This is a genomic window from Ramlibacter sp. WS9 (assembly GCF_003797765.1).
Taxonomy (GTDB): domain Bacteria; phylum Pseudomonadota; class Gammaproteobacteria; order Burkholderiales; family Burkholderiaceae_C; genus Ramlibacter.
Map to the genome: position 1 here is coordinate 104784 of NZ_RKMB01000010.1, position 24411 is coordinate 129194.

Genomic DNA, 24411 nt, shown 5'->3' on the forward strand with positions numbered 1-24411 from the left:
GCCCAATACAACAGGAGACAAGCAATGGCAGTAGAAGAGCGAAGCGTGTCCGCTCCACCGAAAAAGGGTGAGGCAGTGGATGTGCTCATCATCGGCGCTGGTCCGTCAGGTTCCGTCGCCGCGAAGCATCTATCGGCGGCCGGCTTTTCGGTCGTGACTCTCGAGCAAGGGAACTGGCCCGATGCGAACAATTTCCCGGGTAGGGGAGCCGAATTCGAACTGGCGGCGCAAAAACAGTGGCACCCCAATCCGAACGTCCGGGATTTGCCGCGCGACTACCCGATCAACACCAGCAGCTCGGACATCAATCCGCTGATGTTCGCGGGCGTCGGGGGCTCGACCACGCTGTATGCGGGCCATTGGACTCCGTTCCTGCCTTCCGACTTCCGCGTTCGCACCTTGGACGGCATCGCCGACGATTGGCCGTTCACGTATGAGGATCTTCTTCCCTACCTGGAGGAAGTCGAGCGTGAGGTGGGGGTCTCCGGGCTGCCGGGTAACCCGGTCTACCCGACGCAAAGCGCTTTCCCGACGCCGCCGTTGCCCATCGGCAAGGTAGGCCGAAAGGCGGCAGAAGGCTTCGACAAGCTTGGCTGGCACTGGTGGCCGGGCACGAATGCTATTCCGTCCGTGCCGTACAACGGCCTGAATGCCTGTGTGCGCCGGGGTACCTGCATGACGGGCTGTCCGGAGGGCGCGAAGTCGACTTCGGACATCACATATTGGCCCCATGCGCTCAAGAATGGCGCACGCCTCATCACCGGCGCACGGGTGCGAAAAATCGAAGTCGACGACAACGGAATGGCGACGGGCGCCGTGTACATCGATTCCAACGGCCGCGAACGCCGTCAGAACGCCGGCATTGTCATCGTGTGCGCCAATGGCATCGGCACGCCGCGGCTGCTGCAACTCTCCAAGACCGCCAAGTTTCCGGATGGTCTTGCCAACTCGTCGGGCCTCGTCGGGAAGCGCCTGATGATGCATCCCTTCTCGGCCGTGCTGGGCGTCTTCAATGATCCGCTGGACAGCTGGCAGGGCCCTTTCGGGCAGATGGTCGATTCGTTCCAGTTCTACGAATCGGACGAAAAGCGCGGCTTCAAGCGAGGCGCGAAGTGGGGGGTGATGCCTGGGGGCGGTCCGCTGGGCGCGACATCGTTTGTCGGGACGAAAGTTTTCGCGGGCGAGGGCGGCAAGGTAGAAGATTCCTGGGGCGTCAACCTGCACAAACTGGTCGAGAGGCGCTTCAACCACATGATGGTCTACGGGATCATCGGCGAGGATCTCCCTGAAGAATCCAATCGCGTCGAGCTCGATCCCGAAATGACCGACAGTGACGGCATCGCCGCGCCGAAGCTGTTCTACAAGACATCAGACAACTCGACCAAGATGCTGCGATTCCATGTGGATCGCTGCCTCGAGGCCGCAGACGCCGCGGGCGCCATAGAGACCCAGGTCGTGCACCAGATGCCCGACACGGGCTGGCACCTGCTGGGCACATGCCTGATGGGCAATGACCCGAAGAAGTCCGTTGTGAACCAGTGGGGGCAAACCCACGACATCCCGAATCTCTACATCTTCGATGGTTCGACGTTTCCGACTTCGGGGGGACTGAACCCGACCGCAACGATCATGTCCGTCGCACTTCGGCAGACGAAACACCTGATCAATGAACGCCGCAATGTGAGGGCCGCATGATGTTGACAGACAACGACAGGACAGTATTTGCCGCACTCGCGGACATCGTCATTCCCGCCTGGGAGAACAAGCCCGCCGCGAGCACCGTCGGTGTCCAGGACCAGCTCCTGGACAAGGTGATGAAAGCCCGCCCCGACCTCACCGATGGGATCATGCGGGCAATCGCATTCTGTCGCGACCGGGGAGCGAGTGAGGCGATCAACGCGCTGTACCGCGATGACAGGGTTGCGTTCGACGCCTTCACGCTTGCGGCAACCGGTGCCTACTACATGTCGGACACCGTGCGGCTGGTCATTGGCTACCCGGGCCAGGAAAGCCCGCCATACGACGCGCACGAGACGCCGGAATACCTCCTGGATGGAACCCTCGAGCGCGTTGCGCGCCGTGGCCCCATCTACAGGCCGACGCCGAGGTGAAGCGGACGGCCCGATTCGACTAGCAAAAGCAAGCCGCGCGCTATGGCTGCCGTGACTTCTGCCGCAGGGCTCTCGCGATGGATGCTGGGCTTGATGGCTTGTGCGTGCGGCATGAGCATCGCCAACATCTACTACGCCCAGCCCCTGATCGGCACCATCGCGCCGGACATCGGGTTGAGTCCCGCGCTTTCGAGCTTCATCGTCACACTTGCACAGGTCGGGTACTGTGCGGGGCTGATCCTGCTTGTGCCTCTTGGTGACCGCTTCGAGAGCCGCCGGGTGATCGTGGGGACGCTCGCGCTGGCCTGCCTTGCGTTGGTGCTTGCAGCGCAGGCCGGTTCGGTTCTCGGATTTCTCACCGCATCGCTGCTGATTGGTATTGGCTCGGTCGTCGTCCAGATGATCATCCCGATGGCAACGCACTTGTCTTCGCCGGCGCTTCGCGGAAGTGTGGTCGGCAGCATCACGAGCGGACTTCTCGCGGGCATCATGCTGTCCCGGCCCATGGCCGGCCTCATCGCGAGCACATTCGGATGGCGTGCCGTTTTTATCGCAGCAGCTGTGGGCATGTTCGTGCTGGCCATCGTATTGATGCGACGTTTGCCGGCGCACCGTGTCTCGGCCTCGAATTCCTACTTCAACCTCATCGGATCGCTTTGGCCCCTCTTGCGCGACACACCGGTGCTGCGCAGGCGAGCTGCATACCAGGCGGCGCTCTTCGCTGCCTACAGCCTGTTCTGGACTTCCATGCCATTGGTGCTCTCCGGCGCTCCATTCGGCATGAGCCACGGTGAGGTCACGCTCTTCGCGCTTGCCGCGGTCACAGGCACCATCGCCGCTCCGTTGGCCGGGCGGGTGGCTGACGCAGGCAAGGCACAACTGGCGACCGGAATCGCTCTTTCTGCCGCGGCCATCGCCTGCCTGTTTGCCTGGCTTGCGAGGGACGGATCCATTCCGCTGATGATCGCCAGCGCAGTCCTGCTCGACATCGGTGTCTGGTCCTGCCTTGTCCTCGGGCAACGTGCAATCTCGCTGCTCGAGCCAGCCGTTCGCAGCAGGCTGAATGCGCTCTATACGGCGATTTTTTTTGCCGGTGGTGCGGTAGGTTCGGCTTGCGCCAGCATCGCGCTGGCCGCGGGAGGGTGGCAACTCAGTTGCCTGATCGCAATCACCTTTCCACTTTCCGCGCTGTTGCTCTTCACCCGCGAAGCACGTGCTGTCCGAGTGCGTGTCGTGCCCACCTCTGACCCATTGCTCACGAAAGGAAAATGAATCTTGTCAAAGATCAGAATGAACCTAAAAGTTGCGGATGCGCTGATCATCGGCGCCGGCGCCTCAGGCTCAGTGGCCGCAAAACACCTTTCGGCGGCAGGCTTTAGCGTAGTCTGTCTTGAACAGGGGCCCAAAGTCGACAACGGCGAGTTCTGGGGCGACAAACCCGAATGGGAACTGATGTCCCAGAAGCGCTGGCATCCCAACCCGAATGTTCGCGACCTGGAAGCGGATTACCCCGTGGAGACGTCGCAGTCGGACGTCAATCCGCTGATGTACAGCGCCGTGGGCGGCTCGACCATCCTCTGGGCCGCGCATTGGCAGCGATTCATGCCGTCGGACTTCAAGGTGAAGACTCTCGATGGCATTGCCGACGACTGGCCGTTCACGTACGAAGACCTGGAGCCCTTCTACGACGAGATGGAAGTCGAAATGGGCGTCTCGGGACTCGCAGGCGATCCCGCATATCCGCCCGGCAACGCGCCGCCGCTCCCGCCACTTCCCATCGGGAAAATCGGTATGAAAGCGGCCGAGGGCATGAACAAGCTGGGCTGGCATTGGTGGCCTGGTCCCAACGCGATTCCGTCGAAGGACTACGACGGCCGGAACGCCTGCGTCAGGCGCGGCACGTGCCTGACCGGTTGTCCCGAGCGGGCGAAGGCATCGACCGACCACACCCATTGGCCACACGCACTGAAAAATGGCGCCGAACTCATCACCGGCGCGCGCGTGCGCGAAATTCTGGTCAACGACGAAGGCCTTGCCACCGGCGCAATCTATGTCGACAGAAACGGCCGTGAAATCGAGCAGCGAGCCAAGGTCGTCATCGTTTGCGGCAATGGCATCGGTACCCCTCGGCTCCTGCTGCTGTCGAAATCGAATCGCTTTCCCGACGGTCTCGCCAACTCGTCCGGACTCGTCGGCAAGAATCTGATGATGCATCCCTATGCCGCGGTGTCAGGGAACTTCGACGAGGATCTGGAGAGCTGGCTCGGCCCGGCGGGCCAGACGATCCAATCCATGCAGTTCTATGAGACCGACAAGAGCCGGGGCTTCGTGCGTGGAGCGAAATGGCAGGTGATGCCGAGCGGCGGGCCTTTGGGCATGCGGGCCGCTTACGGTGGGAAGCCACTGGAGGAGGCATGGGGCGCGAACCTCCACAGGAGCACCAAGCGGACATTCGGGCGATCGTTCGAGTGGGGAATCATTGCAGAGGATCTTCCCGAAGAGGCCAACCGGGTCGTGCTTGACCAAAGCTTGACCGACAGCGACGGTGTGCCCGCGCCACGGGTCATTTACAGGAATTCCGAGAATACTCATCGAATGATCGACTTTCACCTGGAGCGCGCCAAGGAAGCGATGAACGCGGCGGGTGCGATCGGCATAACGGTGACACCGCTGATGAGGGACTGCGGCTGGCACCTGATGGGCACGGCACGCATGGGCACTGACCCCCGGACGTCAGTGGTCGACCAGTGGGGAAAATCCCACGACGTTCCGAACCTGTTCATCTACGACGGGAGTGTCTTCGTGACATCGTCCGGATTCAACCCGACAGCGACCATTACCGCGATCGCGCTTCGCGCCGTCAAGCACCTGATCGCTGAACGCTACAACCAGAAGGTGGCCGCATGAGCAAAATCGACGACGAGGTCCGCATGACGTTTTCCGGCATCGCGGATGTTCTCATTCCCGCCGCAGAAGGGATGCCGGCGGCAAGCTCGGTGGGCGTAGCGAACGAGCAAAACCTGGACCGCATCCTGGGCCTCCGCCCGGACCTTTCGGAAGCGTTCTTCCGGGGCATCGAAAGGGCAAAGGGCCAGGCTCCCGCAACTGCCGCTGAAGACTTGAACCGCGAGGACTCCGCCGCGCTCGCCGCCATCGGCTTGATCGCGTCGTCGGCCTACTACATGGCAGCTGTCGTGAAAGACTTGATCGGATATCCAGGGCAGGAAAGCCGGGCGTTCGATGCGGATGCGGTCCCGGAGTACGTGTCAAATGGCATGCTCAAGGTTGTCCAGGACCGCGGGCCGATCTTTCGGAAAACGCCGAAGGCGCAAACCGCCTGAGGGACCTGGTACGAGCACGGGGGCGAAGGCCCCTACCTAACCGACCTCCGCCACTTCTCGGGTGATGGCGGGGTGCGATTCGATGGCCGATGCGGCCCAACCGCCATGCGCGCGCTTGTAAGCTTCGAACGCCGGCCAGATGTGGTCCACCGAAAGGCGAATCAGCTCCTTGCGATTACCCTTTCGCAGAGCATCGATCATCTCTTGATGCTCACCGCGTGAGCGCGCCAGCAACACGGGGTCGCCGATAGCGTAGCAACGAATCGCGAGGGTTTCTGTCCAGAGCCGCTGGATCATGTCAGCGAGCGGTTTATTGTTGCACGCGTCGAATACCACACGGTGAAACTCGTTGTTCGTCGTGCAAGCCCGCTGCAGCTGGTTTTGATCGATAGCGTTGCAATAGCGCTGGTGAATCTCTTCGACCCTGGAGAGAATTTCAGGATTCAGGGGAAGCGGGATCCGCTTCGCGGCTTCGGACTGAAGCAGTCCGCGCATCTCATATAGCTGCTCGACTTCTTCTACGGTGAAGTCGCGAACAATGGCGCCCTTGTTAGCCCGACGGGTAACTACACCTATCTTTTCAAGTTCAACGAACACCGCACGGATCTGGTGGCGCGAGGCGCCGTACTTTGCGATCAAGTCGTCTTCGATCAAGCGCTCGCGAGGACGCAGCCGGCCAAAGATGATGGATTGCTTGATTTCGTTGACGACGAACTCTTGAAGGCTCACCGATTCCCTCAAGGTTTCAGGCATGATTAATTCACTTTCTCGTTGAAATCCCATAGAGAGTGATTATACAATCGCGCCCCAAAAAAATGCTGCGAACCCAGCGCGGCATGGCCGATCGTTGCTGTTGCGAGACTGCGCGCGGATGACGTGAAGACGGCGCAGGGCTGGCGCTTGGCTGGGCGGTGGCATAGCTTCATGGCAGCGTGGCGGGCCTTCAGCCGGGGGCTGCTGCGCCGCCAGGTTCGGCAACATCCACCAAGTCGATGATGTCGCATACCTTGATGCGATCTTCAACACCAAGCGCTTGTACAGCCGAACCGTACATGACAGTGTCCTTGGGGCACGACACAACAAAATGAGTCACGTCGCCCAGGGCGAGTGCTTCCTTGATGCGGTTCTCGCTGGGCCTCTCGGTGACGCCGGTATCGTCGCCCCAAATCCGGCCGCCACCCGCGCCGCAACAGAATGAATTTTCGCGGCATCGACCCATCTCATGAATCGTATGGCCCGTTTGCTGGATCAGTATTCGCGGCGCATCAAACTCACCGTTGTACCTGCCGAGGTAGCACGGATCGTGGTAGGTGACGACGCCTCCCGCCCCCACATTGAGGCGCAGCTTTTTCGCGTCGACCAGCTCTTTGAGCACTTGCGTGTAGTGCTGGACGGGGTATGACTTTCCAAAGCTCTGGTACTCATTGCGCAGTGCATTGAGACTGTGCGGATCCGTGGTCATAATCGTCTTGTATGTGCAAGCGTCGATGGCGGCAATGTTCGATTTGGCGAGCATCTCGAACAGGCCTTCCTCACCAGCCCTGCGAACGTCGTTGCCGCTGTTTTGTTCCGCCTCGTAAAGAATCCCGAAGTCGACACCCGCCGCATGCAGGGTCTCGGCCACCTTCACGGTGATCCGTTCGACCCGCGGGTCGAACGAGGCGAAGTCCCCGACGAACCACAATACATCGACCGGTTCCGTCCTGGCGTCCTTGATCTTGAAGCTCAGACGCTTCGTCCACTTCGGTCTTTGCCGCGCGGGCTTGCCCAGCGAGTTGCCGCTGCGTTGAAAGTTGGCCAGCGCGTCTTGCAACGTCTTTGGGACTTTCCCCTCTTCGACGAGCTGCCGGCGCATCTCGACGATCTTGGGCACGTGTTCGATATGGAGCGGGCACACGTCCATGCAGGCGCGACAGGTCGTGCAGGCCCAAAGCGTCGACTCCTTGATGGTCCCCCCGACCAGCGGCGGAACCGTCTTACCGGCGGCCGCGTCCATGAGGTGATCACGCAGATCCATGATCAACAGCTTGGGGCTGAGCGGTTGGCCGGCCGCATGCGCAGGACACACCGACTGGCATCGGCCGCACTCGGTGCAGGAGTAAAGATCGAGCATATCCTTCCAGGTCAGCTGCTCGATCTTGCTCACCCCGATCTGCCCTCGGTCGGGTGGGGCGTCCCGCATCAGTCCCTTCGGCTTGAGATTGCGAAAGTAGATGTTGGGAATCGCGGTGAAGATGTGCCGGTGTTTTGACCCCGGGATATAGAGCAGGAACGCCAGCACGGCGCAAATGTGGGTCCAGAAGAATCCCCCTCTGAGCAGTTCGGCCAGGTCCGGCCCCACGCCGGCCGATGCGAGCACCGCTGCCAGCATTCGGCTGACCGGCCGCCAAGGCGCGGAGGCATCATTCCCCGACAAAATTGCGGATGCAAACTCCAGCAGCATCGAGCCGACCACTGCGAGCACGAGCGAGTAGATCAGCAATGCATCCTTGCCGCTCGAGCCACTGAACCGAGCAGGCTTGCGCACGTAGCGCTGCCATGCTGCGAGCGCAATTCCGGCCAGGATGAGGACCGCGAACAGCTCCTGCGCCAGCGCAATCCACGTCTCCCCGCCGATCGGCGCCAGGCTGAAGCCAGGGAACAGCTTGCTGCCGAAACTCTGGACGATCGCCGTGAACAGCACGATGAACCCGGAAAAGATCATCAGGTGAAGGACACCCGAGTATCGGAATCGCAGCAGCCTGCTGTGAAGAAAAACATTGGACAACATGACCGCAAGGCGCTCGGAGGCATTGCCCCAACGCGACGCGTCACTTGCCGCCGTCGCCAACGGCCGCAGTAGCCGGGCAAACCGCCAGGCTGCAATGCCGGCGGCTGCCAGGACCAGCAGCCACATCACCAGTGTTGCGCTCATGCCAGTTCTCTCAAGACTTGCCGAGCTGGCGGGAGAGTGCCGGCAGCAGTTCGAACAGGTCGCAAGTCGTGCCGAAGTGGGCGAATTCGAAGATCGGCGCCTTGGCGTCGGAATTCACCGCAATGATGAAGTCCGCACTTTTCATGCCTTCCAGGTGCTCGGGCGCACCCGAGACACCGGCGGCAATGTAGAGCTTGGGCTTGACCTTCTGCCCGGACTTGCCCACTTGACGGGCCTTGGGTAGCCAGCCACTGTCGATGACGGGGCGGCTCCCCGCGATTTCCGCATTCAGCGCCGTGGCGAGCTCGGACGCAAGCGGGAGCTTTTCCGCACTCCCGATGCCGCGGCCGACGCACACGATTCGTTCGGCTTTCGTCAGGTCGACCTGATTCAAATCCGGCGACGTCGAACCGGTGACCCGGATGCGCAGTGAATCGAGCGAGTCCGGCGCGGGCAACGACGTCACCTCGCCTCGTCCGCCGGAGAGTCCGTCCTGCTCGTCCCAGTTCCCCGGCACCAGTACGGCAACGGCGGGGAGAGGGGTCCGGGTCGTGGCGTTGAGCTTTCCGCGATAAAGTTGGCTGGTCGCGTTGAGGATAGCGCCCTCGACCGCCAGTTCCGTGCAGTAGCCGACGATGGGGCGAGCTGTCTTGACCGATACATATGAACCCAGGTCCAGTCCCGCGGTCGTGTAACCGATCAGCACCACGTCCGGCGAAACCTCTTCGACCACAGCGCGCATCGCCAGCGCGTGAGCCTCCGGGTTGTAGGAGGCGAGAGCGGGATGCGCAATGGTCAGGATGCGGTCGGCACCCTTGAGTTGTTGAACCAGCGCCTCAGGTTCCGCAGCCAGCGCGCAGCAGAGCACCTCGCCGGCATGCGCCGCCGCTATCTGCCTTGCCGCGGCAAGCAGTTCGTGCGTGATCGGAAGAACAATGCCGTCGCGCGATTCCGCATACACCAACACCTTGATCATTGCATTACTCCTTAACGAATCCGCGCTCGCGCAGAATGGATGCAAGGCGCGCCGCGACGGACTCGGCATCGCCCTCGAGCATTTCGGCGTGGCCGCTACTCTCCTGGAACCGGAGCGACTCCACCTCGACGGCGTTGGGCTCCTCCTCGACATCGACACTGTGGCTGGGAATCTTCGTTGAGAGAACGTCCCTCAGTTTGCTTCCCGACACGTAGCGGGGCGGTTTCGAGGCGGCCTGAATACCCAGCACGGCCGGCAGTTGCACGAGGTGGGCTGCCGTAAAGCCGCCGCTGTACTCCTGCTGTGCAAGCACGCCCGATGCGTCTGCCTTCAGCGCGCTGACGGCGCTCACCTGCGGCCAATCAAGGAGGGCACCAAGCGCCGGCGCCAACTGGCCAAAGAGGTCCTCGACGGTCTGAACGCCGGTAAGAATCAGATCGCAACCGCTTTCCCTGGCGTAAGCAGCAACCAGCCTCGCGGCGGCATGGGCGGGAACCGGATCTGGCAGCGCGTGAGGCAGCTTTGCAACGGCATCCGCTCCGCGGGCCAGCGCCGTTTGCAGGAGCCTGTCGACCCCTTCGCCGTCGAGTGCGACAGCCGTCACTTTCGCACCTGTTGCCTCCTTGAGAAGCACCGCTTCTTCAAGGGCGTGATCGTCGAATTCATTGACCTTGAATCCAATCCACTCCCTGTCGATGCCCTTGCCATCTTCAGTCAGTTCGAAGTCTTCGTCGGTGTCTGGCACCAGACGCAACACTACAAGTATGTGCATTTTGCTCTCCAGCCTTTCGGTTGCTCGTTCGTGTGAAGGCTGTCCTTGTCGGAAGCGCCGCTGCCCATCAGGTCCAGTTCGCGTTGGGCTTCCATTGACGCCCCGTGCCCACTCGATTCGGAGCCGAATTCGGCTTCGCCCGAGTCCCAACTGCCTGGTGCCGGCGGGAGCATGTCCGGGTCGCCGGACGCCTGCCGAACATCGCGCAGACACCTGAGAAGGAAGGACATTTCTGTCTCACACTACGCTTATGCGAGCGCGATCGCCTCGGCGACGGCGCTGGCAATCGCTTCGTCGTCCGGCACCATGCCACCCGCCACACCCACGGCGCCAATCACCTGGTCCCGCCGCTTGATCGGTTCTCCGCCGCCAAAAACAACAAATGGAGGCTGGTGCGACGTGTGCATGCCATAGAGAGCCGCACCTGGCTGGACGTACTGCATGACGTCGCCCGTTTTCATGTTCAATGAACGTGCGGTGAACGCCTTCGATCTGCTCAGCTCGATCGAGGCAAGAAGCGCGCCGTCCATGCGGGCGAAGGCGATCAGGTTGCGGCCTTCGTCGAGGATGGCGATGCTCGAAGGCGACTTGAGTTCGCCGGCCTTGGCCAGGCCTGCGGCGATGCCCTTCTGGGCTTGTGCGATGGTGATGCTCATGTGAATCTCCAGTGATGAAACGGTGGGGGTGAAAGTCAGGCCGCCTTTTTCTCGCGGCCCTTCATGGAAACGGCCAGCAACTGGTCGTAGGTGCATGTCTTCTTCGCCGCGGTGTACGTCAGTTCGCTGTCGTGGATGACGAACACCTTTTCAGCGAGCGACAGGATTTCCTTGACGGAAGACGAGATCACGATGACCGCCGCGCCTTCCTGGGCCATGCGCAAGATGATGTCGTAGATTTCCTTGATGGCGCCCACGTCGACGCCGGACGTGGGTTCCACGAACACATACACATCGGCCTTGGCTGACATCCATTTGCCGATGACTGCCTTCTGCTGGTTTCCCCCAGAAAAGTATTTGATCGGCATCAGCGGCAGCTTGGGCTTGACGGTCAGGCGGTCGATCGTTTCTTCGGCGTAGGCGGCCTTTCTGCTTGTCATCAGCAGGCCGAGCCGTTCCAGCGACTTGAGCACCGGCATGCAGACGTTGTCCGCCAGGGAAAGATTCGGAAAAAGCGCCTGCTTCCGGCGATCTTCCGGGATCAGTGCGATGCCGGCAGAGCGCGCACTCGTTGGGTTGGAGATGCGCACAAGCTTGCCTTTGATCCTCACCTCACCCGAATACGAGGCGATGCCGCCGAGCGCCATTTCGACTTGCTCCATGCCGCCGCCGACCGGCCCCGTGATACCGAGGACTTCACCTTGTTTGAGCGAGAAACTCAAGGGTGCGAGGTTTGCGGTGGACAGGTTCCGTACGTCCAGCACGATCTCACCCCGACTCACGCCCTCGTTGTAGGTTTCGAGGTCGGACCGGCTGCGATCGATCATCAGCTCAGTGACCTTGTCTTCCGTGATCTCGTCGCCGCGCAGGGTCGCCGACACCACCCCGCCTCTCAGGATGGTCACGCGGTCGCAGACGCGCTTGATCTCGTTCAACCTGTGCGAGATGTAGACAATCGTGATGCCCTGTTCCCTGAACCGCTGCATGATCTTGAACAGCAGCTCGACCTCCGTCCCCGAAAGGCGTGCGGTCGGCTCATCCAGGATGATCAGCTTGTATTTGCGATGGAAGAGAGTTGCGAGTGTGACCAGCTGCATTTCCGCCGCGGACAGGGACGATGCGAGCCGGTTCACGTCAATGTCGATGCCGATCTCGCGCAGAATGCCCTCGGCTTCCTTGCGCATCCGCTTTTGGTCGATCGTCACCCGCCCCAGCTCGTTGCCGAGAACGACGTTCTGGGCGACCGTGAAGCTCGACACCAGTTCCGCGTCCTGATAGACGGCGCCCAGGCCGTGCTTGTGCGCGTCGAGGGGCGAGGCAATCTTGACCGGACGGCCCTCCAACCTGATTTCACCGGCCGAGGGCGAATACACGCCAGTCATGATCTTGATGAGCGTGGACTTGCCCGCGCCGTTCTCTCCGAGGAGACCGTGCACCTCACCCCGAAGAAAGTCCAGATTTACTTTTTTCAGCACTCGCGTGCCGGAGAACTCTTTCTCGAGCGCGCGGATCTCTACAAGTGGTGCGTTCATGGCGAGGTGCTCAGATGAACTTCATGTGGAGTTCTTCCCGGTTCAGCGCAGCGTTCGCGCCCACCGCGAGAATCAGGATCACTCCAGCGAACAGCTGGCGGGCGGCTGAAGGAAAGCCGACCATGTTCATTCCGGAGTTCACCATGTACAGGAAGAAGACGCCCAGGAGTGTGCCCAGGACGTGGGGCTTTCCCTTGCCGAGAACGGTGGCGCCAAGATACACGGCCGCGAACGCCTCGAGGAGATACCCCTGGCCTCCCACCGGCTGGGCGGAACTGGATATCGAGGTGAGAATGACGCCTCCGATTCCCGCCATCAGCGCGGCGAGCATGAAGGAAGCGATGACCCACTTGTACACGCTGATGCCCGAGTAGTAGGCGGCCAGCGGGTTGTCGCCAACGGCCACGATGTAGTGCCCAATCCGCGTCTTGGTCGAGAGCACGTGCGCCAGCAGGAACACACAGATCAGGATCAGCACCGGGAAGGCCACTGCGCCGATCTTGCCCTGGCCCAGATAAAGGAACGCTGTCTGGCCGTAGTCCACGGCCTTCTGGTAGCCACCGGTCACGAAGATGTTGATCCCGCCCAGGATGAAAGTCATGGCGAGTGTCACGACGATCCCTGAGAGCCGGCCAAACGTCACGAGAATGCCGTTGACCAGGCCGATCAGCGAGGCGCAGGCAAGGGCAATCAGGATCGCGGCCCACGGCCCGACGACCGGGATCAGGAACGCCAGGACCACGGACGTCGTCGTGACGGTGATGCCCACTGAGAGATCGAAGCTGCCGACCATGACGACGTATGTGAGACCCATGGATACCATGCAGCTCACGATCATCGAGAACAGGACGTTGTTGAGGTTCGAGAAGGTGAGGAAGTACTCTGACGAAACCGCGAACGCGAGGCCGGTCAATACGATGACGAGCACCGTGCCCCATTTGCGGAGTATGGTGATCCACCATGGAGCAACCGGTCCCGTGGACGCGGCTGCCGTCTTGATTGCTGCGGGTTGGATCCCGGTTTGCTGGATGTTTTGCATTGAAGTGTCTCCTTTGTCCGATCGCCGGACTGCGTGTGGATCAGTTGTAGACGCCACCATCGATCGTCATGGCCTGCGCCGTGACGTACGATGATTCGTCGGACGCCAGGTAGACGAACAGGGGCGCAATTTCTTCGGATTTCGCCTGCCTTTGAAGCGGCACGATCCGCTTGACCACATCTGCCTGTGTCGAGCGCCCACCCATGAAGTCGATGGCGGGCTGGTTGAAATCGGTGTCGACCCATCCCGGACAGATGGTGTTGACGCGGATGTTGTCCGGCGCAAGTTCCATCGCCAACGCGGTCCCAAAGGCGATGACGGCGCCCTTGGAAGCGGAATACGCGGTCAAACCAGGCCCACCGCGCTGTCCCGCCAGGGACGATGTATTCACGATAGACCCCTTGCCCGATTTCCTGAGATGCGGCACGGCATACTTGACGCCGAAGAAGTGGGCCCTGGAGTTCACGGCGAAGAGGGCATCCCAGTCCCGCGAGCTGAATTCGGTCACCCCGCCCGAGCGCTGCAGGCCCGCGTTCTGAACCAGAACGTCCAAGCCACCCAACTTTTGCACCGCCGCCTCGATGAAGGCCTTGACGCTTTCTTCCAGAGTCACATCGACCTTGACGAAGTCGGCTCCCAACTCGCTTGCGGTCGCCTGGCCGGCTTTGTCGTCGATGTCACCGATGACGACGCGAGCGCCTTCTTCGATAAACATTTTTGCTGCCTGCTTGCCGATGTTGCTTGCCGCACCCGTGATGATGATGCGCTTGCCGTTCAGACGATTGGCCATTTCTTGTCTCCAGAGGCTATCGATAGGGTAGAAAAACTCGCTTGGCGCGCCGCCGTGCGGCGGCGAGAGCGAGCTCTGGCGAGCTCGCTCTACTCACGAATCAGCCGCCGTACTTGCCGAGCAGCGCGATGGCGGCCTTGTCCATCTTTTGCACTTCCGCCAGTGCTGCCGCTGCCTTGTCTTGCGTGATGGCTGTCACGGGCACGCGATAGCGGATCGGCTGCACTTTCTCTCCGCGGGCCAATGCCACGGCAAGATCGCCTGTCTGCTTCCCCAGCGTGTGCCAAGGAACGTCCGTCGAGAACTCGATCGGGAAGTTCTTGGAAGCCATCTCCGTCAGGAGCTGATCCGAGAAGTAGTGGTTGAAGAGGCGAATCTCGTTTCTGCCGGTTTGCTTGAGTGCCTGGCCCGCGCCGAGAATGAGCGGCCACCACCACGACACGATGGCATTGACGGAACCCGGCTTGGGGTTGGCCTGCAGCAACGCCAGGACGTTTTCGCGTCCCTTGGAAATCTGATCCTGCGTCGACACGCTTCCCGGCATGAACGGCAGCATCTTCATGCGGGGTTCCCACTTGGTCATCAGGTCGAGCTGGTCCGCTTCCATGTCGAATGGCGAGTAGAAGCCTTTGTCTTCGGCGGTCTGGACGATCGTGCCCTTGTGTCCGAGCGCGTTGTGAACGTAATAGCCAAGGGTCGCGGCAGTAGCCCAGGTGTCTTCGACGACAGACGGCGAATCCTTGACCGGCACGGCGAAGCCGACCGTCGGGATGCCGCGCTTCTTCGCTTCGTCAGCGATGTACGCGGTTTCGGACTCAAGCGAATAGATGCCCATCACCAGGCAGTCGATCTTGCGGTCCATGAGGGCCCGTGCGACTTCCTGCTCGCTGGTCTTGCTGGGCTCACCCCGGATGCAGACCGGCTCGGCGCCCGCGTCGAGCACGGCCTGGACCAGTTGCCAGCAGCCACGTCGCCACGGCTGGTTGAAAGGACCGTAGTTCAGAGGGATGCCGATGCGGACCTTCTTGCCGGGCTTCGGCGCGGGAACGGCTTGCGCGCTCACCGACGGCACGATGCCGGCGCCGCCCAGAGCGCCTGCCGCCATGATCAGCGTGCGACGGCTCATGCCGCCGTACTCGAGGGCCTGTTCGAGCAGGCTTTTTTGTTTTTCATTTTGCGCGTCTTGCATATTTGTCTCCTGTGCGTTGATGATTGCGATGTGCTTTGCCTTCTCGGCGCGCACGTTCCGCTCTGCTACTGCCTGCTCTCCGCCGCGACCCCGTCGAGTCGCGTCAGAAACTCTTTCAACAGCTTGTTGAAAACCTCGGGTTGCTCGATATTCGGAAGGTGCGCGGCGTTGTCGACCACATGCAGGGTCGAACCGGTGATGTGTTTGTGCAAGACTTCCGCATCCGCCGGCGGCGTAGAGACGTCTTCGCGTCCGACGATGATGAGCGTTGGAGCCGAAATCCTGTGCAGCTGGCGGACTTGGTCCTGCTCCATCACGACCCCTGCACCACCGAGGTAGCCCTCGACCGCGGTGCCCTTGATCATTTCCCGGACTTCGTCGATCAAAGGCGCATTCGCCTGCCTGAACGGCTCCGTGAACCAGCGCTCCAGCGACGGCTCCACCATCGGCCTGACGCCCTCGAGCCGGACCTGCTGGATACGGCCTTCCCAGATTTCGCGGTTTGCTTTGGCCGTGGTGTCGCAGAGGACCAGCGATAGCAGGCGGTTCGGGTAGCGGGCGGCGAACGACTGGCCGACCATGCCGCCAAGCGACATTCCAACGAAGTGAACTTGCTCAAGGCCGAGCGCGTCCAGGAAGCTTCGAAGGTCTTCGACCAGCAGCGAGAGGCTGTACGGAGGCACCGTGGCCGACGTTTCGCCGTGTCCGCGAAGGTCATAGCGAATGACACGGTAGTCTGCCGCGAACTCGCTGACCTGGCGGTCCCACATCGACATGTCGGTGGCAAGGCCATTGCAGAGCAGCAATGGCCGGCCGTTGGCAGGTCCATCGATTTGGCATCGCATGAGAATGCCGTTCGCGCGCACGTGTTCCACGTTCATGTCTCCTGCGATCGCGTCGCTCTTTTGTTTGAGTGCGCGGATGATGCAGGTTGACAATAATATTGTCAATAATCTTCTTAATATTTTTACAGATAATGTTTTGGCAGCCGCACGCAAGCAATGCCAAAGCTCTTTGGCAGTCGTGTGGTGGGTAGAAACCCTAGGGTATGGCTCGCTCAGCGGTCGCTGCGGGAACTCGCGCAGAGTGGGGGCGCTTGGGCCATAGGCCGTCAGGGAGCGGGGCATCGCATGCAGCGCCGCGCATGAAGATCTTTGGCCGACGCCAGCGATACGCGATTCACTTCTCGTGATACGTTCCACGTCGCGATCCTCTATTGGTCTACAGCACCTTGACGTTGTTGCGCCAGGGCACTTCTTGCCAGAGTTTGAAGTGGATCTGGGGGCGTGCCGAATGAATCCCCGCCTAGAAGGCGACGTTGTCGCCGCCCTTCAGCTGGAGAATCCGGCGGGCATCGGTCGGCGTGGCCACCTCGAGCGACAGTCCCTCAAGGATGGCGCGCATGCGCCTTACCTGATCGGCGTTGGTCTTTGCAAGTTCGCCCGGGCCATCCCACAAGGAATCCTCCAGGCCGACGCGCACGTGCCCGCCCATGGCAGCCGCCTGTGCCCCAATGGTCATTTGGCTCCGGCCCGCAGGCAGGACGGACCATTGATAGGCATCTCCGAAGAGGCGATCGGCCGTGCGCCGCATATGGATCACGTCCTCCGGGTGCGCGCCGATGCCGCCCAGGATGCCGAACACCGACTGGATGAGAAAGGGCGGCTTGATCAGCCCCCGGTCGATGAAGTGGGCAGCGGTGTAGAGGTGCCCGATGTCATAGCACTCGATCTCGAAACGAGTGCCGTTGTCGCTGCAGGATTCGAGGATGTGCGCGATGTCGGTGAAGGTGTTCTTGAAAACGCGGTCGTGGCTACCCGACAGATAAGGCTCTTCCCAGGCGTGCTTGAACTCCTTGAAACGATTGAGCATGGGGTACAGGCCCATGTTCATCGACCCCATGTTCAGCGAGGCCACCTCGGGCTTGAACTCGTGCGCCGGGCGCAGTCGCTCCTGCACCGTCATGGTGGGCGCTCCACCGGTGGTGAGGTTGATGACCACGTCGCTGGCCGCTTTGATGCGAGACAGGAATTGCCTGAACAGGGTCGGATCCTGCGACGGCCTGCCATCGACCGGGTCGCGGGCATGCAGGTGGACGATGGCCGCGCCCGCTTCGGCGGCGCCAATGGCCGCCTCGGCGATCTCGTCGGCGGTGACCGGCAGATACGGCGACATCGAAGGCGTGTGAATGGCGCCTGTTACTGCGCACGTGATGATGACTTTTCGGGACATAGGACTTTCCAGGGATGTGTTGTGTTGTGGTTCAGGACGCCGGGGCCTGGCGCTTGTGGGCGGCCAGTGCCATCAGGCGCCGGTCTCGCCAGGCGGATCGGGTGCCGATGTCGGCGATCGGCAAATCCTTGCGCCGTTCGGCATCGACCTTCTTCAGCGTGGCTTCGCTCCATTGGAATGGTTGCCTGTCGGCCATCGCCTTCTTGTTCTGCGCGCCATACCGCGCCGAGTAGTCGACCACTCCTTCTGGCGCATTCAGGTCGATGGTTTCGAACGGGCCCATGAAAGACCAGCGCAAGGCCAAACCGTCCTTGAGAACCTTGTCGATGTCCTCGGCATTTGCGAAGCCCTCTTCGAAGAGCCTGAAACACTCGTCGAGCACGGCGGCTTGCACGCGATTGAGCAGGAACCCATGGATCTCCCGCGTCAACGTCACGGGTACCTGGCCCGCCGCGCTGTACAACGCATGGGCGCGTGCCATCGCCGCCGCATCGGTCCACGGCGCGGGGCACAGTTCAACCAGCGGCACCAGGTAGGGCGGATTGACGGGATGGCCGACGAGGCATCGTCCACGGCCAGGCAAACCTGCGGTGAAGGTGGACGCCGGCAGCCACGAGGTGGAGCTTGCAAGCACCGCATCGGGGGGCGCCAACGCGTCGAGCTGCGAGAACATGGCGGTCTTGGCCTCCACGGTCTCACGGATGTTCTCCTGCACCAGGACAACATCGCGCAAGGCGTCCACCAGGCTCGGCTCGATGCGGATACGGGCAAGAACCACCTCGGGCGAATCGTCCAGCAGGCCATGCCCGGCCAGCTCCTGCAGGCGTGCCTCGATGTACGCGTGGCTGTCCGCCATCGTGCCTGCATCCATGTCGTGGAGGCGAACGGGGTGCCCCGCTCGCGCGAACACGATCGCCCAGGCGCGGCCAATCAGGCCCGCGCCGACCACGGCAACAGGGTCGCGCACGGGGAGGTTCGAGGTTTTCAAATGTGGGTTCAAAGAATGGTTCTCCTGGTAATGCATCCTTGCGGGAAGCGAGTTCTGAGGCGTTTGCTTCGAGATTGATAAAAAGGGTGCGTGTTCAGCTGAGTGCCTCCACATTGCCGCCCACGCTCAGGCGTTCGCCACTGACGTAGCGGCCAGCCGGACCTGCGAGGAAGAGAGCGGCTTGGGCAATGTCGTCCGCGAGCACCATGGTCCGCATCGACACGCGCGCGACTGCGAGCCGCCGCTGTTCGTCGAGGCTGATCCCACTCGCTCGCGCCTTGGTTTCGAGCACGCGGTCCTGGCGATCGCCGGCCACCACGCCCGGCAGGATGGCGTTCACGCGGATCTGGTCGGGGCCCAGTTCCATCGCGAGCGTTTCGGTGAGTCCGATGACGCCGAACTTGCTCGCCGAGTAGGGAGTACGCAATGGAAAGCCGAGCTTTCCAGCAGCCGACGAGATGTTGATGATCGCGCCGCCGCCCGCGGCCTTGAGCAACGGTACGGCGCGCCGCGTCACCAGATAGACGCCCGTGAGGTTGACTGCGATCGTTCGATCCCAATCGTCCGGCTCCAGCGTTTCGATGCCGCCTGTCGGGCCCGCAATTCCGGCGTTGTTGACGAGGACGTCGAGCGCGCCGCCACCCTGTGCCTTGACGGCCTCGAACATCGCGTCCACCTGCTCGCGCCGCGACACGTCGCAGGCCAGCACCAACCAGTCGGGATGACTCTGGCGCGCACGCGCGAGAGCCGTCTCGTCCACGTCGCAGATCACCACACGAGCGCCGGCGCCATGGAATGCGGTGGCGATTGCCAGGCCGATTCCGCCGGCCCCGGCGGTCACCAGGACGCGGCGGCCGGAAAGCATTTCAGTCATAAACCCTCGCGTTCAATGCAGGCCAGACGATCATCTCGTGGCACCTTTCTCTTTTAGAACTTGTGCTGCTCCGCAAGGCCCCTTTTCGGCGACCAGCTTGTCCAGTTCCATTTCGCTGACGTAGCCTTTGGCCACCTTGTCGCCAATCTGTTGCCCTGCTGTCCAACGCAGGAATTGAATGGTCCCGAGATAGTTTGAAATTTCGACCCGGCACCGCTCTTCCCGGGTCAAGGGGACAGACACCTCCGGAGTCGCAACCGGACGAGGCGCCTGCTGCGCGAATGCACTCATGAGGCCGACGCCGAGCATCGAGGCGAAAATGACTCGCTTGATTGGCAGTACTCTCATTTCCATTCACCTCCTGGAGTTGTTCCATATGGGAGCGGTCACGGGGCTATCGGATATGGATCACCCTGCGAACCGCGGCTCGGCCACGCCCGTCACGCCAAGATCGTGAATGGCGAACAGGCTGCCACGCAGGACGCCGTCACCCGGGAACCGTGGCAGCGGCGGCTGCGCCATCGAGGTGACATAAAGAATGTCGAGATTCGGCCCACCGAAATTCATGCTGGTCACCTTTTTCACGGGCATCTCGATCACTCGGTCCAGGCGGCCATCGGGTGCATAGCGGCAAAGCAGCCCGACATAGACCTGCGCATTCCACAGAAAGCCCTCGGCGTCGACCGTTGAGCCGTCGGTGCCACCGCCGGGAAGAATCCCTTCCTTGCTGAACGTGCGGCGATTGGCGAGGGTGCCCGTCTCGATGTCGTAGTCGTAGGCCCAGATTTCCTTGGACCAGGTGTCGGAGAAGTAGAACGTCTTGTCGTCCGGGCTCCAGCAGGGACCGTTGGACACCACAATGCCTTCGTCGATGCGGTGCAGAGACAGATCCGGGTCCAGACGGTAAAGCGCGCCGTTGGGGCCCGCCTCCTGGGTGTCCATGCTGCCTGCGATGAAGCGACCGCGCCGGTCGACCTTGCCATCGTTCAGCCGGTTGTGCGGCTTGTCGGGCTCGGGATCGACGATCAGTTGCGTTTCGCCAGTTTTGAAATCGAGAAAATGAAAGCCACTGGCCAGCGAGAGCACCGCGCCGCCATCCCGACGCAATGCCATCGAGCCGATTTTCTCGGGGACGTCCCAGGCGCGTACTTCGCGGCCATCCGCCGTGCAGCGGAAGACCCGGCAGCCGAAGCTGTCGATCCAGTACAGGCGCTGTTCCTCAACGTCCCACAGCGGGCCTTCGCCCAGGGTGGTCTTCACGTCAACCAGAACTTCGATACGCATTTGGTGCTCCTCAAAAATGGGGTGGGGTTGAAATGGGGGATTCGACGGAATGTGCGAGGCGCTGGTTCACCGCCGCCTGTCGCGCAAGCCGACGACGGCCGCCAGGACGATCACGCCGAACAGAATGGACCGTGAGGCATACGGCAGGTTGGTGCCCGCCAGCAAGGTCTGCAGTGCCGTCAGCATCAGCACCCCACCCAGCATGCCGACGTAGTGGCCACGGCCGCCGACGATCAACGTACCGCCGACGACGACGACCGCGATCGATGGCAGGAGGTACTCATCGCCCATGCCCAGGCTCGCCTGCCCGGACAACCCGGTGAGCAGCACAGCCGCGATGGCCGAGCACAGGCCCGACAGCATGTAAACACCGACCAGGGTGCGGCCGACACGAACCCCGGACAGCTGTGCCACACGTTGGCCATTGCCGACCGCGTAGATGGAGCGACCGAAACCCGTGCGGGTGAGCAACAGCACGGCCGCCGCGACAAACGCGATGACAAACAACACCACCGGCGTCACGCCCAGGGACGCGTCGGTCATGAAGCGGCGCAACAGGGGGGATGCGAATCCGTCTGGCGTACCGCTGGAATAGAGCAGTGCCACGCCTTGAAGAATCCCGTTGGCAGCCATCGTCATCACGATCGGCGACAGACCCAGCAGGACGATGCCCGCACCGTTGATCAACCCTATGAGCAGCCCCAGGCACAGCGTGGCCGGCAGTGCATAGATGAGGGCCACATCCGAACCCTTGACCAGGCCCGCCAGCAAAATGCCGCACAGCCCGATGGTCCACGGAATCGACAAGTCCAGTCCGCCGGTCAGGATCACGGCGCCCTGGCCCAATGAGAGCACGACCAGGAACGACGCGAGCACCAGCAACGAGTTGTAGTAGCCCCAGCTGGTCATCGAACGGCCCACAACCAGTTGCGTGGCAACGATGACCAGCACCAGGCCGATGTAGGCAGGCAAGGCGAAACGCAAGGTATCCGCATGGCGGACGCGAAATGGCACGGCTGTTCGGTCCGCGCGGCCGGTCTGCAGCCCTGCAGCGAGTTGTATTGGCCGGGGCGTGGACTGGCGCTGCGCAGGCAGCAGGCCGGCGCGCCGTGCCTGCCACCAGTTGCGCGCATGGCGCAAGTTCCTGCGCAGCGGCGAATCGGAGCCGAGGGCGCCCGCCAGAACCGCGAGCAGAAGAATCGCGCCCTCGGCAATCGTGGAGTAGAACGCAGAGACGTTGAGAGCCAGCAGCGTATTGACCACCAGCATCAGGATGTAGGCGCCGAAGAGCGTCCCCAGCAATCCACCCCGCCCACCGCCTAACACCGTGCCACCCACGACCACCGCCGCGAATATCTGAAGCAGCATCGGTGCGCCGATCAGCGGATCGCCGGAGCCGGTCTGGCCGCTGATGAAGACGCCGGCCAGGCCGTAGCATCCACCGGCGATGACGTACACCATGAACTGCACCCAGCGGGTGGAAACCCCCGCGGCGCGCGCGGACTCGACATCGCTGCCGATGGCGTAGATGGCACAGCCGAAGCGTGTGCGCTTGACCCAGGCCCACAGCAATAGCAGCAGTCCGAGCAGCACGAGGGGTCGTGGCAGCAGTCCCGTGACGGCGTCGCCCAGCAGCAACTCGCCCACGCCGGGAGGCACGGCACCACCTGGCTTGTCCATGACCAGCAAGGTCACGCCCTGGAGGATGAACATCGTCGAAAGGGTGACAACGATGGGCTGCATGCGCAGGCCGGCGATGAACAGGCCGTTGAAGGCGCCGGCGAGGACACCGATGCCGACACCGGTCAACACCACCAGGGCCGTGGATGCCTGGTTCTGCTGGAAGGCAGTGGCCAGCACGGCATTGACAAGCGACACGATGCCGCCCGCGGAGAGATCGAAGCCGCCGGACAGGATGACCAGCGTCTGCCCCATCGCCGCGATCGCCAGCGTCGTGCCTGTCGTGGTCATCGACGACAGGTCATAGTAGGAGAGGCGGACGGGCCCGATGCTCGCCACCAGAAGCAGCAGCACCGAGAACACCAGCATCGCGATCAACAGGCCGCGGTGGCGCGCCAGGGTACGAAGTGCCGGCAGGCGGCGCACCGCGACCGACACCGAGGCGTGGGCGCCGAGGCTTAGGACTTCACTCATGCTTCTGCAACCTCAACGATGCGCGATGACGATGAACCGAGTGCGGCCTGGAGGATGGCTTTCTCGCTGAGGTGATGGGCCTGAATTTCGGCCCCGATCTCCCCGCCATAGAACACCAGCGCGCGATCAGCCAGATGCACGATTTCGGGGATTTCTGTGGAATAGAACAACACGGCGCCGCCGGCGTCGGCGTAGTCGCGGATCAGGCGATAGATCTCGCTCTTGGTCCCGACGTCGATTCCTCGCGTCGGGTCGTACAGCAGCAGGACGCGGCTTTGGGCGAGCAACCACTTCGCGATCACGATCTTCTGCTGGTTGCCGCCGGAGAACGCCCCGGCGCGAGTCCACAGGGCCCGGAGATCGATCTGCATGCGCGTAAACACATCTTCGACGGCATCCGTCTCTGCTGCGTTGTCGATCAGCAGCCCGCGGCGAAAGCGGTCGACCACCGGCATGGAGGCATTGAGCATGCCCGTCAATTGAAGGAAGAGCCCCTCGGTCTTTCGATCCTCGGGCACCAGGCTGATGCCGATGTTGGCGCGCACCGCGTCGACCGGCGACTGGATCACGATGGGTTCGCCATCCACGCGCAGGCTGCCGCCATGGACATCCGCCATGCCGAAGCATGCGAGGAACAGGTCCAGCTGGCCCATCCCCTGCAGGCCCGCCACGCCCAGCACCTCACCGGCCCGCAACGAGAAGGACGCACGGCGCAACTTGCTGCCTGCGCACAGGTCGGTGGCGCCGAGGACTTCGTTGCCCGCAGGACGCGACGCGTCGGGACGCGGGGGGAAGGCCTGCGTCAGCTCACGTCCGGCGATCATGTTGATGATCTCGGCATCGCTGAACTGGGCCGTCGGCGCCGTGGCGATATGCCGGCCGTTGCGCAGTACCGTGACCGTGTCGCAGAAGGCGCGAACCTCCGGCAAGCGATGCGAGATGAAAATGACGGTGACGCCGCGCGCTCGCTGCGCGGCGATGAGGTCACCCAGCCAGTCGACGTCGCGCCCGGAAAGCGTGGATGTCGACTCGTCCAGGAGCAGCACCCGAGGGTCGCGCATGACGGCACGCGCGATCTCGAGTTTTTGCTGGATGGCCAGGTCAAGTTGCGAGATGTCTTCGTCCAGCGGCACATCGGACAGCCCCAGTTCGGCCAGCTTCGCCGCGATCGTGTCTCTGGCACGCCCCCGGCGCAGCATGCCCAGCGCATTGACCGGCCCGTACGGGAGCATCAGGTTGTCCAGCACGCTCAGGTCCCGCACGTGGGTCATTTCCTGAAACGCGGTCTGGATGCCATGCTGGTGCGCCACGCGCGGGTTGGTCAGCGCAACAACCTGGCCGTCCAGTCGGCAGTGGCCCGCCGTAGGCGTCACCAGGCCGGACAGGAGCTTCACCAGCGTCGACTTGCCGGCCCCGTTCTCTCCAAGCAGGGCATGGGCGCTGCCCCGGGCGATCTGGAACGACACGTCGTCCACGGCGCGCGTGGCGCCGTAGATTTTGCTGACGTGGTCGATCTCGATCGCCTGTGCAGGCCATTTCGGATCACTGATGCCGCTCAT

Annotated in this window: 22 protein-coding genes; 5 read left to right on the top strand and 17 right to left on the bottom strand. The window is 62.3% G+C overall.

Annotated elements, in window-relative coordinates; translation table 11 throughout:
• The first annotated feature begins 24 nt into the window (after positions 1-24).
• The 5 genes from EEB15_RS16565 to EEB15_RS16585 all read left to right on the top strand — a co-directional run bounded on the left by EEB15_RS16565 (position 25) and on the right by EEB15_RS16585 (position 5452).
• Entirely contained in the window at positions 25-1695 is a 1671-nt protein-coding gene (locus EEB15_RS16565) for a GMC family oxidoreductase (protein WP_141510979.1), read from the top strand.
• Positions 1692-2111: a hypothetical protein gene (locus EEB15_RS16570; protein WP_141510980.1), complete on the top strand. Its 420-nt coding sequence runs from the start codon at positions 1692-1694 to the stop codon at positions 2109-2111. The genes EEB15_RS16565 and EEB15_RS16570 overlap by 4 nt, the downstream gene beginning before the upstream one ends.
• A 111-nt stretch (positions 2112-2222) precedes the next feature.
• Positions 2223-3383 (top strand): MFS transporter, encoded by a 1161-nt coding sequence (locus tag EEB15_RS16575; protein WP_233259516.1) that lies wholly within the window; start codon positions 2223-2225, stop codon positions 3381-3383.
• Between the two features lie 3 nt (positions 3384-3386).
• Positions 3387-5018 carry a GMC family oxidoreductase gene (locus tag EEB15_RS16580; RefSeq protein ID WP_199236556.1) on the top strand — a complete coding sequence of 544 codons (1632 nt, stop codon included), beginning with the start codon at positions 3387-3389 and terminating at the stop codon, positions 5016-5018.
• Positions 5015-5452, top strand: a complete 438-nt coding sequence (locus EEB15_RS16585) for a hypothetical protein (RefSeq protein ID WP_158290139.1) — start codon at positions 5015-5017, stop codon at positions 5450-5452. The genes EEB15_RS16580 and EEB15_RS16585 overlap by 4 nt, the downstream gene beginning before the upstream one ends.
• A 36-nt stretch (positions 5453-5488) precedes the next feature.
• Here the strand turns inward: EEB15_RS16585 and EEB15_RS16590 are convergent, their stop codons facing one another.
• The 17 genes from EEB15_RS16590 to EEB15_RS16670 all read right to left on the bottom strand — a co-directional run bounded on the left by EEB15_RS16590 (position 5489) and on the right by EEB15_RS16670 (position 24411).
• Complete coding sequence (locus EEB15_RS16590; protein WP_158290140.1) at positions 5489-6205, bottom strand: GntR family transcriptional regulator; 717 nt, start codon at positions 6203-6205, stop codon at positions 5489-5491.
• Between the two features lie 190 nt (positions 6206-6395).
• A complete protein-coding gene (locus EEB15_RS16595) occupies positions 6396-8366 on the bottom strand; it encodes a heterodisulfide reductase-related iron-sulfur binding cluster (RefSeq protein WP_141510984.1) in 1971 nt (656 codons plus the stop codon).
• A 10-nt stretch (positions 8367-8376) separates the two neighbouring features.
• Entirely contained in the window at positions 8377-9342 is a 966-nt protein-coding gene (locus EEB15_RS16600) for an electron transfer flavoprotein subunit alpha/FixB family protein (RefSeq protein ID WP_158290141.1), read from the bottom strand.
• A gap of 4 nt (positions 9343-9346) precedes the next feature.
• Positions 9347-10114, bottom strand: a complete 768-nt coding sequence (locus EEB15_RS16605; RefSeq protein WP_141510986.1) for an electron transfer flavoprotein subunit beta/FixA family protein — start codon at positions 10112-10114, stop codon at positions 9347-9349.
• Positions 10115-10362: 248 nt separating this feature from the next.
• The gene (locus EEB15_RS16610; RefSeq protein WP_141510987.1) at positions 10363-10770 is read right to left on the bottom strand and encodes a heme-binding protein; all 408 of its coding nucleotides are present in this window, start codon (positions 10768-10770) and stop codon (positions 10363-10365) included.
• A gap of 35 nt (positions 10771-10805) precedes the next feature.
• Positions 10806-12302, bottom strand: coding sequence for a sugar ABC transporter ATP-binding protein (locus EEB15_RS16615; RefSeq protein WP_141510988.1), 1497 nt, complete (start codon positions 12300-12302; stop codon positions 10806-10808).
• Positions 12303-12312: 10 nt separating this feature from the next.
• Positions 12313-13341, bottom strand: coding sequence for an ABC transporter permease (locus EEB15_RS16620; protein WP_141510989.1), 1029 nt, complete (start codon positions 13339-13341; stop codon positions 12313-12315).
• A 40-nt stretch (positions 13342-13381) separates the two neighbouring features.
• Positions 13382-14131, bottom strand: a complete 750-nt coding sequence (locus EEB15_RS16625) for an SDR family NAD(P)-dependent oxidoreductase (RefSeq protein WP_141510990.1) — start codon at positions 14129-14131, stop codon at positions 13382-13384.
• 100 nt (positions 14132-14231) lie between these two features.
• Positions 14232-15320 carry a substrate-binding domain-containing protein gene (locus EEB15_RS16630; protein WP_141510991.1) on the bottom strand — a complete coding sequence of 363 codons (1089 nt, stop codon included), beginning with the start codon at positions 15318-15320 and terminating at the stop codon, positions 14232-14234.
• Between the two features lie 65 nt (positions 15321-15385).
• Positions 15386-16522: an alpha/beta fold hydrolase gene (locus tag EEB15_RS16635; RefSeq protein ID WP_141510992.1), complete on the bottom strand. Its 1137-nt coding sequence runs from the start codon at positions 16520-16522 to the stop codon at positions 15386-15388.
• Between the two features lie 103 nt (positions 16523-16625).
• Positions 16626-17552, bottom strand: coding sequence for a 3-keto-5-aminohexanoate cleavage protein (locus tag EEB15_RS16640; RefSeq protein WP_141510993.1), 927 nt, complete (start codon positions 17550-17552; stop codon positions 16626-16628).
• A 31-nt stretch (positions 17553-17583) separates the two neighbouring features.
• On the bottom strand, positions 17584-18519 hold the full coding sequence (locus EEB15_RS16645) for a 3-hydroxyacyl-CoA dehydrogenase (RefSeq protein ID WP_141511082.1): 936 nt from the start codon (positions 18517-18519) through the stop codon (positions 17584-17586).
• 115 nt (positions 18520-18634) lie between these two features.
• Positions 18635-19414 carry an SDR family oxidoreductase gene (locus EEB15_RS16650; protein ID WP_141510994.1) on the bottom strand — a complete coding sequence of 260 codons (780 nt, stop codon included), beginning with the start codon at positions 19412-19414 and terminating at the stop codon, positions 18635-18637.
• Positions 19415-19444: 30 nt separating this feature from the next.
• The gene (locus EEB15_RS16655) at positions 19445-19762 is read right to left on the bottom strand and encodes a hypothetical protein (protein ID WP_141510995.1); all 318 of its coding nucleotides are present in this window, start codon (positions 19760-19762) and stop codon (positions 19445-19447) included.
• Between the two features lie 60 nt (positions 19763-19822).
• Entirely contained in the window at positions 19823-20698 is an 876-nt protein-coding gene (locus EEB15_RS16660) for an SMP-30/gluconolactonase/LRE family protein (protein WP_141510996.1), read from the bottom strand.
• Positions 20699-20764: 66 nt separating this feature from the next.
• Complete coding sequence (locus tag EEB15_RS16665; protein ID WP_141510997.1) at positions 20765-22852, bottom strand: ABC transporter permease; 2088 nt, start codon at positions 22850-22852, stop codon at positions 20765-20767.
• On the bottom strand, positions 22849-24411 hold the full coding sequence (locus EEB15_RS16670; RefSeq protein WP_141510998.1) for a sugar ABC transporter ATP-binding protein: 1563 nt from the start codon (positions 24409-24411) through the stop codon (positions 22849-22851). The genes EEB15_RS16665 and EEB15_RS16670 overlap by 4 nt, the downstream gene beginning before the upstream one ends.

What these genes read in the sequence shown, in the direction of transcription:
- EEB15_RS16565 (WP_141510979.1), top strand. Translation starts at nt 25, where the DNA reads ATGGCAGTAGAAGAGCGAAGCGTGTCCGCTCCACCGAAAAAGGGTGAG.
- EEB15_RS16570 (WP_141510980.1), top strand. Translation starts at nt 1,692, where the DNA reads ATGATGTTGACAGACAACGACAGGACAGTATTTGCCGCACTCGCGGAC.
- EEB15_RS16575 (WP_233259516.1), top strand. Translation starts at nt 2,223, where the DNA reads ATGAGCATCGCCAACATCTACTACGCCCAGCCCCTGATCGGCACCATC.
- EEB15_RS16585 (WP_158290139.1), top strand. Translation starts at nt 5,015, where the DNA reads ATGAGCAAAATCGACGACGAGGTCCGCATGACGTTTTCCGGCATCGCG.
- EEB15_RS16590 (WP_158290140.1), bottom strand. Translation starts at nt 6,205, where the DNA reads ATGCCTGAAACCTTGAGGGAATCGGTGAGCCTTCAAGAGTTCGTCGTC.
- EEB15_RS16595 (WP_141510984.1), bottom strand. Translation starts at nt 8,366, where the DNA reads ATGAGCGCAACACTGGTGATGTGGCTGCTGGTCCTGGCAGCCGCCGGC.
- EEB15_RS16600 (WP_158290141.1), bottom strand. Translation starts at nt 9,342, where the DNA reads ATGATCAAGGTGTTGGTGTATGCGGAATCGCGCGACGGCATTGTTCTT.
- EEB15_RS16605 (WP_141510986.1), bottom strand. Translation starts at nt 10,114, where the DNA reads ATGCACATACTTGTAGTGTTGCGTCTGGTGCCAGACACCGACGAAGAC.
- EEB15_RS16610 (WP_141510987.1), bottom strand. Translation starts at nt 10,770, where the DNA reads ATGAGCATCACCATCGCACAAGCCCAGAAGGGCATCGCCGCAGGCCTG.
- EEB15_RS16615 (WP_141510988.1), bottom strand. Translation starts at nt 12,302, where the DNA reads ATGAACGCACCACTTGTAGAGATCCGCGCGCTCGAGAAAGAGTTCTCC.
- EEB15_RS16620 (WP_141510989.1), bottom strand. Translation starts at nt 13,341, where the DNA reads ATGCAAAACATCCAGCAAACCGGGATCCAACCCGCAGCAATCAAGACG.
- EEB15_RS16625 (WP_141510990.1), bottom strand. Translation starts at nt 14,131, where the DNA reads ATGGCCAATCGTCTGAACGGCAAGCGCATCATCATCACGGGTGCGGCA.
- EEB15_RS16630 (WP_141510991.1), bottom strand. Translation starts at nt 15,320, where the DNA reads ATGCAAGACGCGCAAAATGAAAAACAAAAAAGCCTGCTCGAACAGGCC.
- EEB15_RS16640 (WP_141510993.1), bottom strand. Translation starts at nt 17,552, where the DNA reads ATGTCCCGAAAAGTCATCATCACGTGCGCAGTAACAGGCGCCATTCAC.
- EEB15_RS16650 (WP_141510994.1), bottom strand. Translation starts at nt 19,414, where the DNA reads ATGACTGAAATGCTTTCCGGCCGCCGCGTCCTGGTGACCGCCGGGGCC.
- EEB15_RS16655 (WP_141510995.1), bottom strand. Translation starts at nt 19,762, where the DNA reads ATGAGAGTACTGCCAATCAAGCGAGTCATTTTCGCCTCGATGCTCGGC.
- EEB15_RS16660 (WP_141510996.1), bottom strand. Translation starts at nt 20,698, where the DNA reads ATGCGTATCGAAGTTCTGGTTGACGTGAAGACCACCCTGGGCGAAGGC.
- EEB15_RS16665 (WP_141510997.1), bottom strand. Translation starts at nt 22,852, where the DNA reads ATGAGTGAAGTCCTAAGCCTCGGCGCCCACGCCTCGGTGTCGGTCGCG.
- EEB15_RS16670 (WP_141510998.1), bottom strand. Translation starts at nt 24,411, where the DNA reads ATGAGCGGCATCAGTGATCCGAAATGGCCTGCACAGGCGATCGAGATC.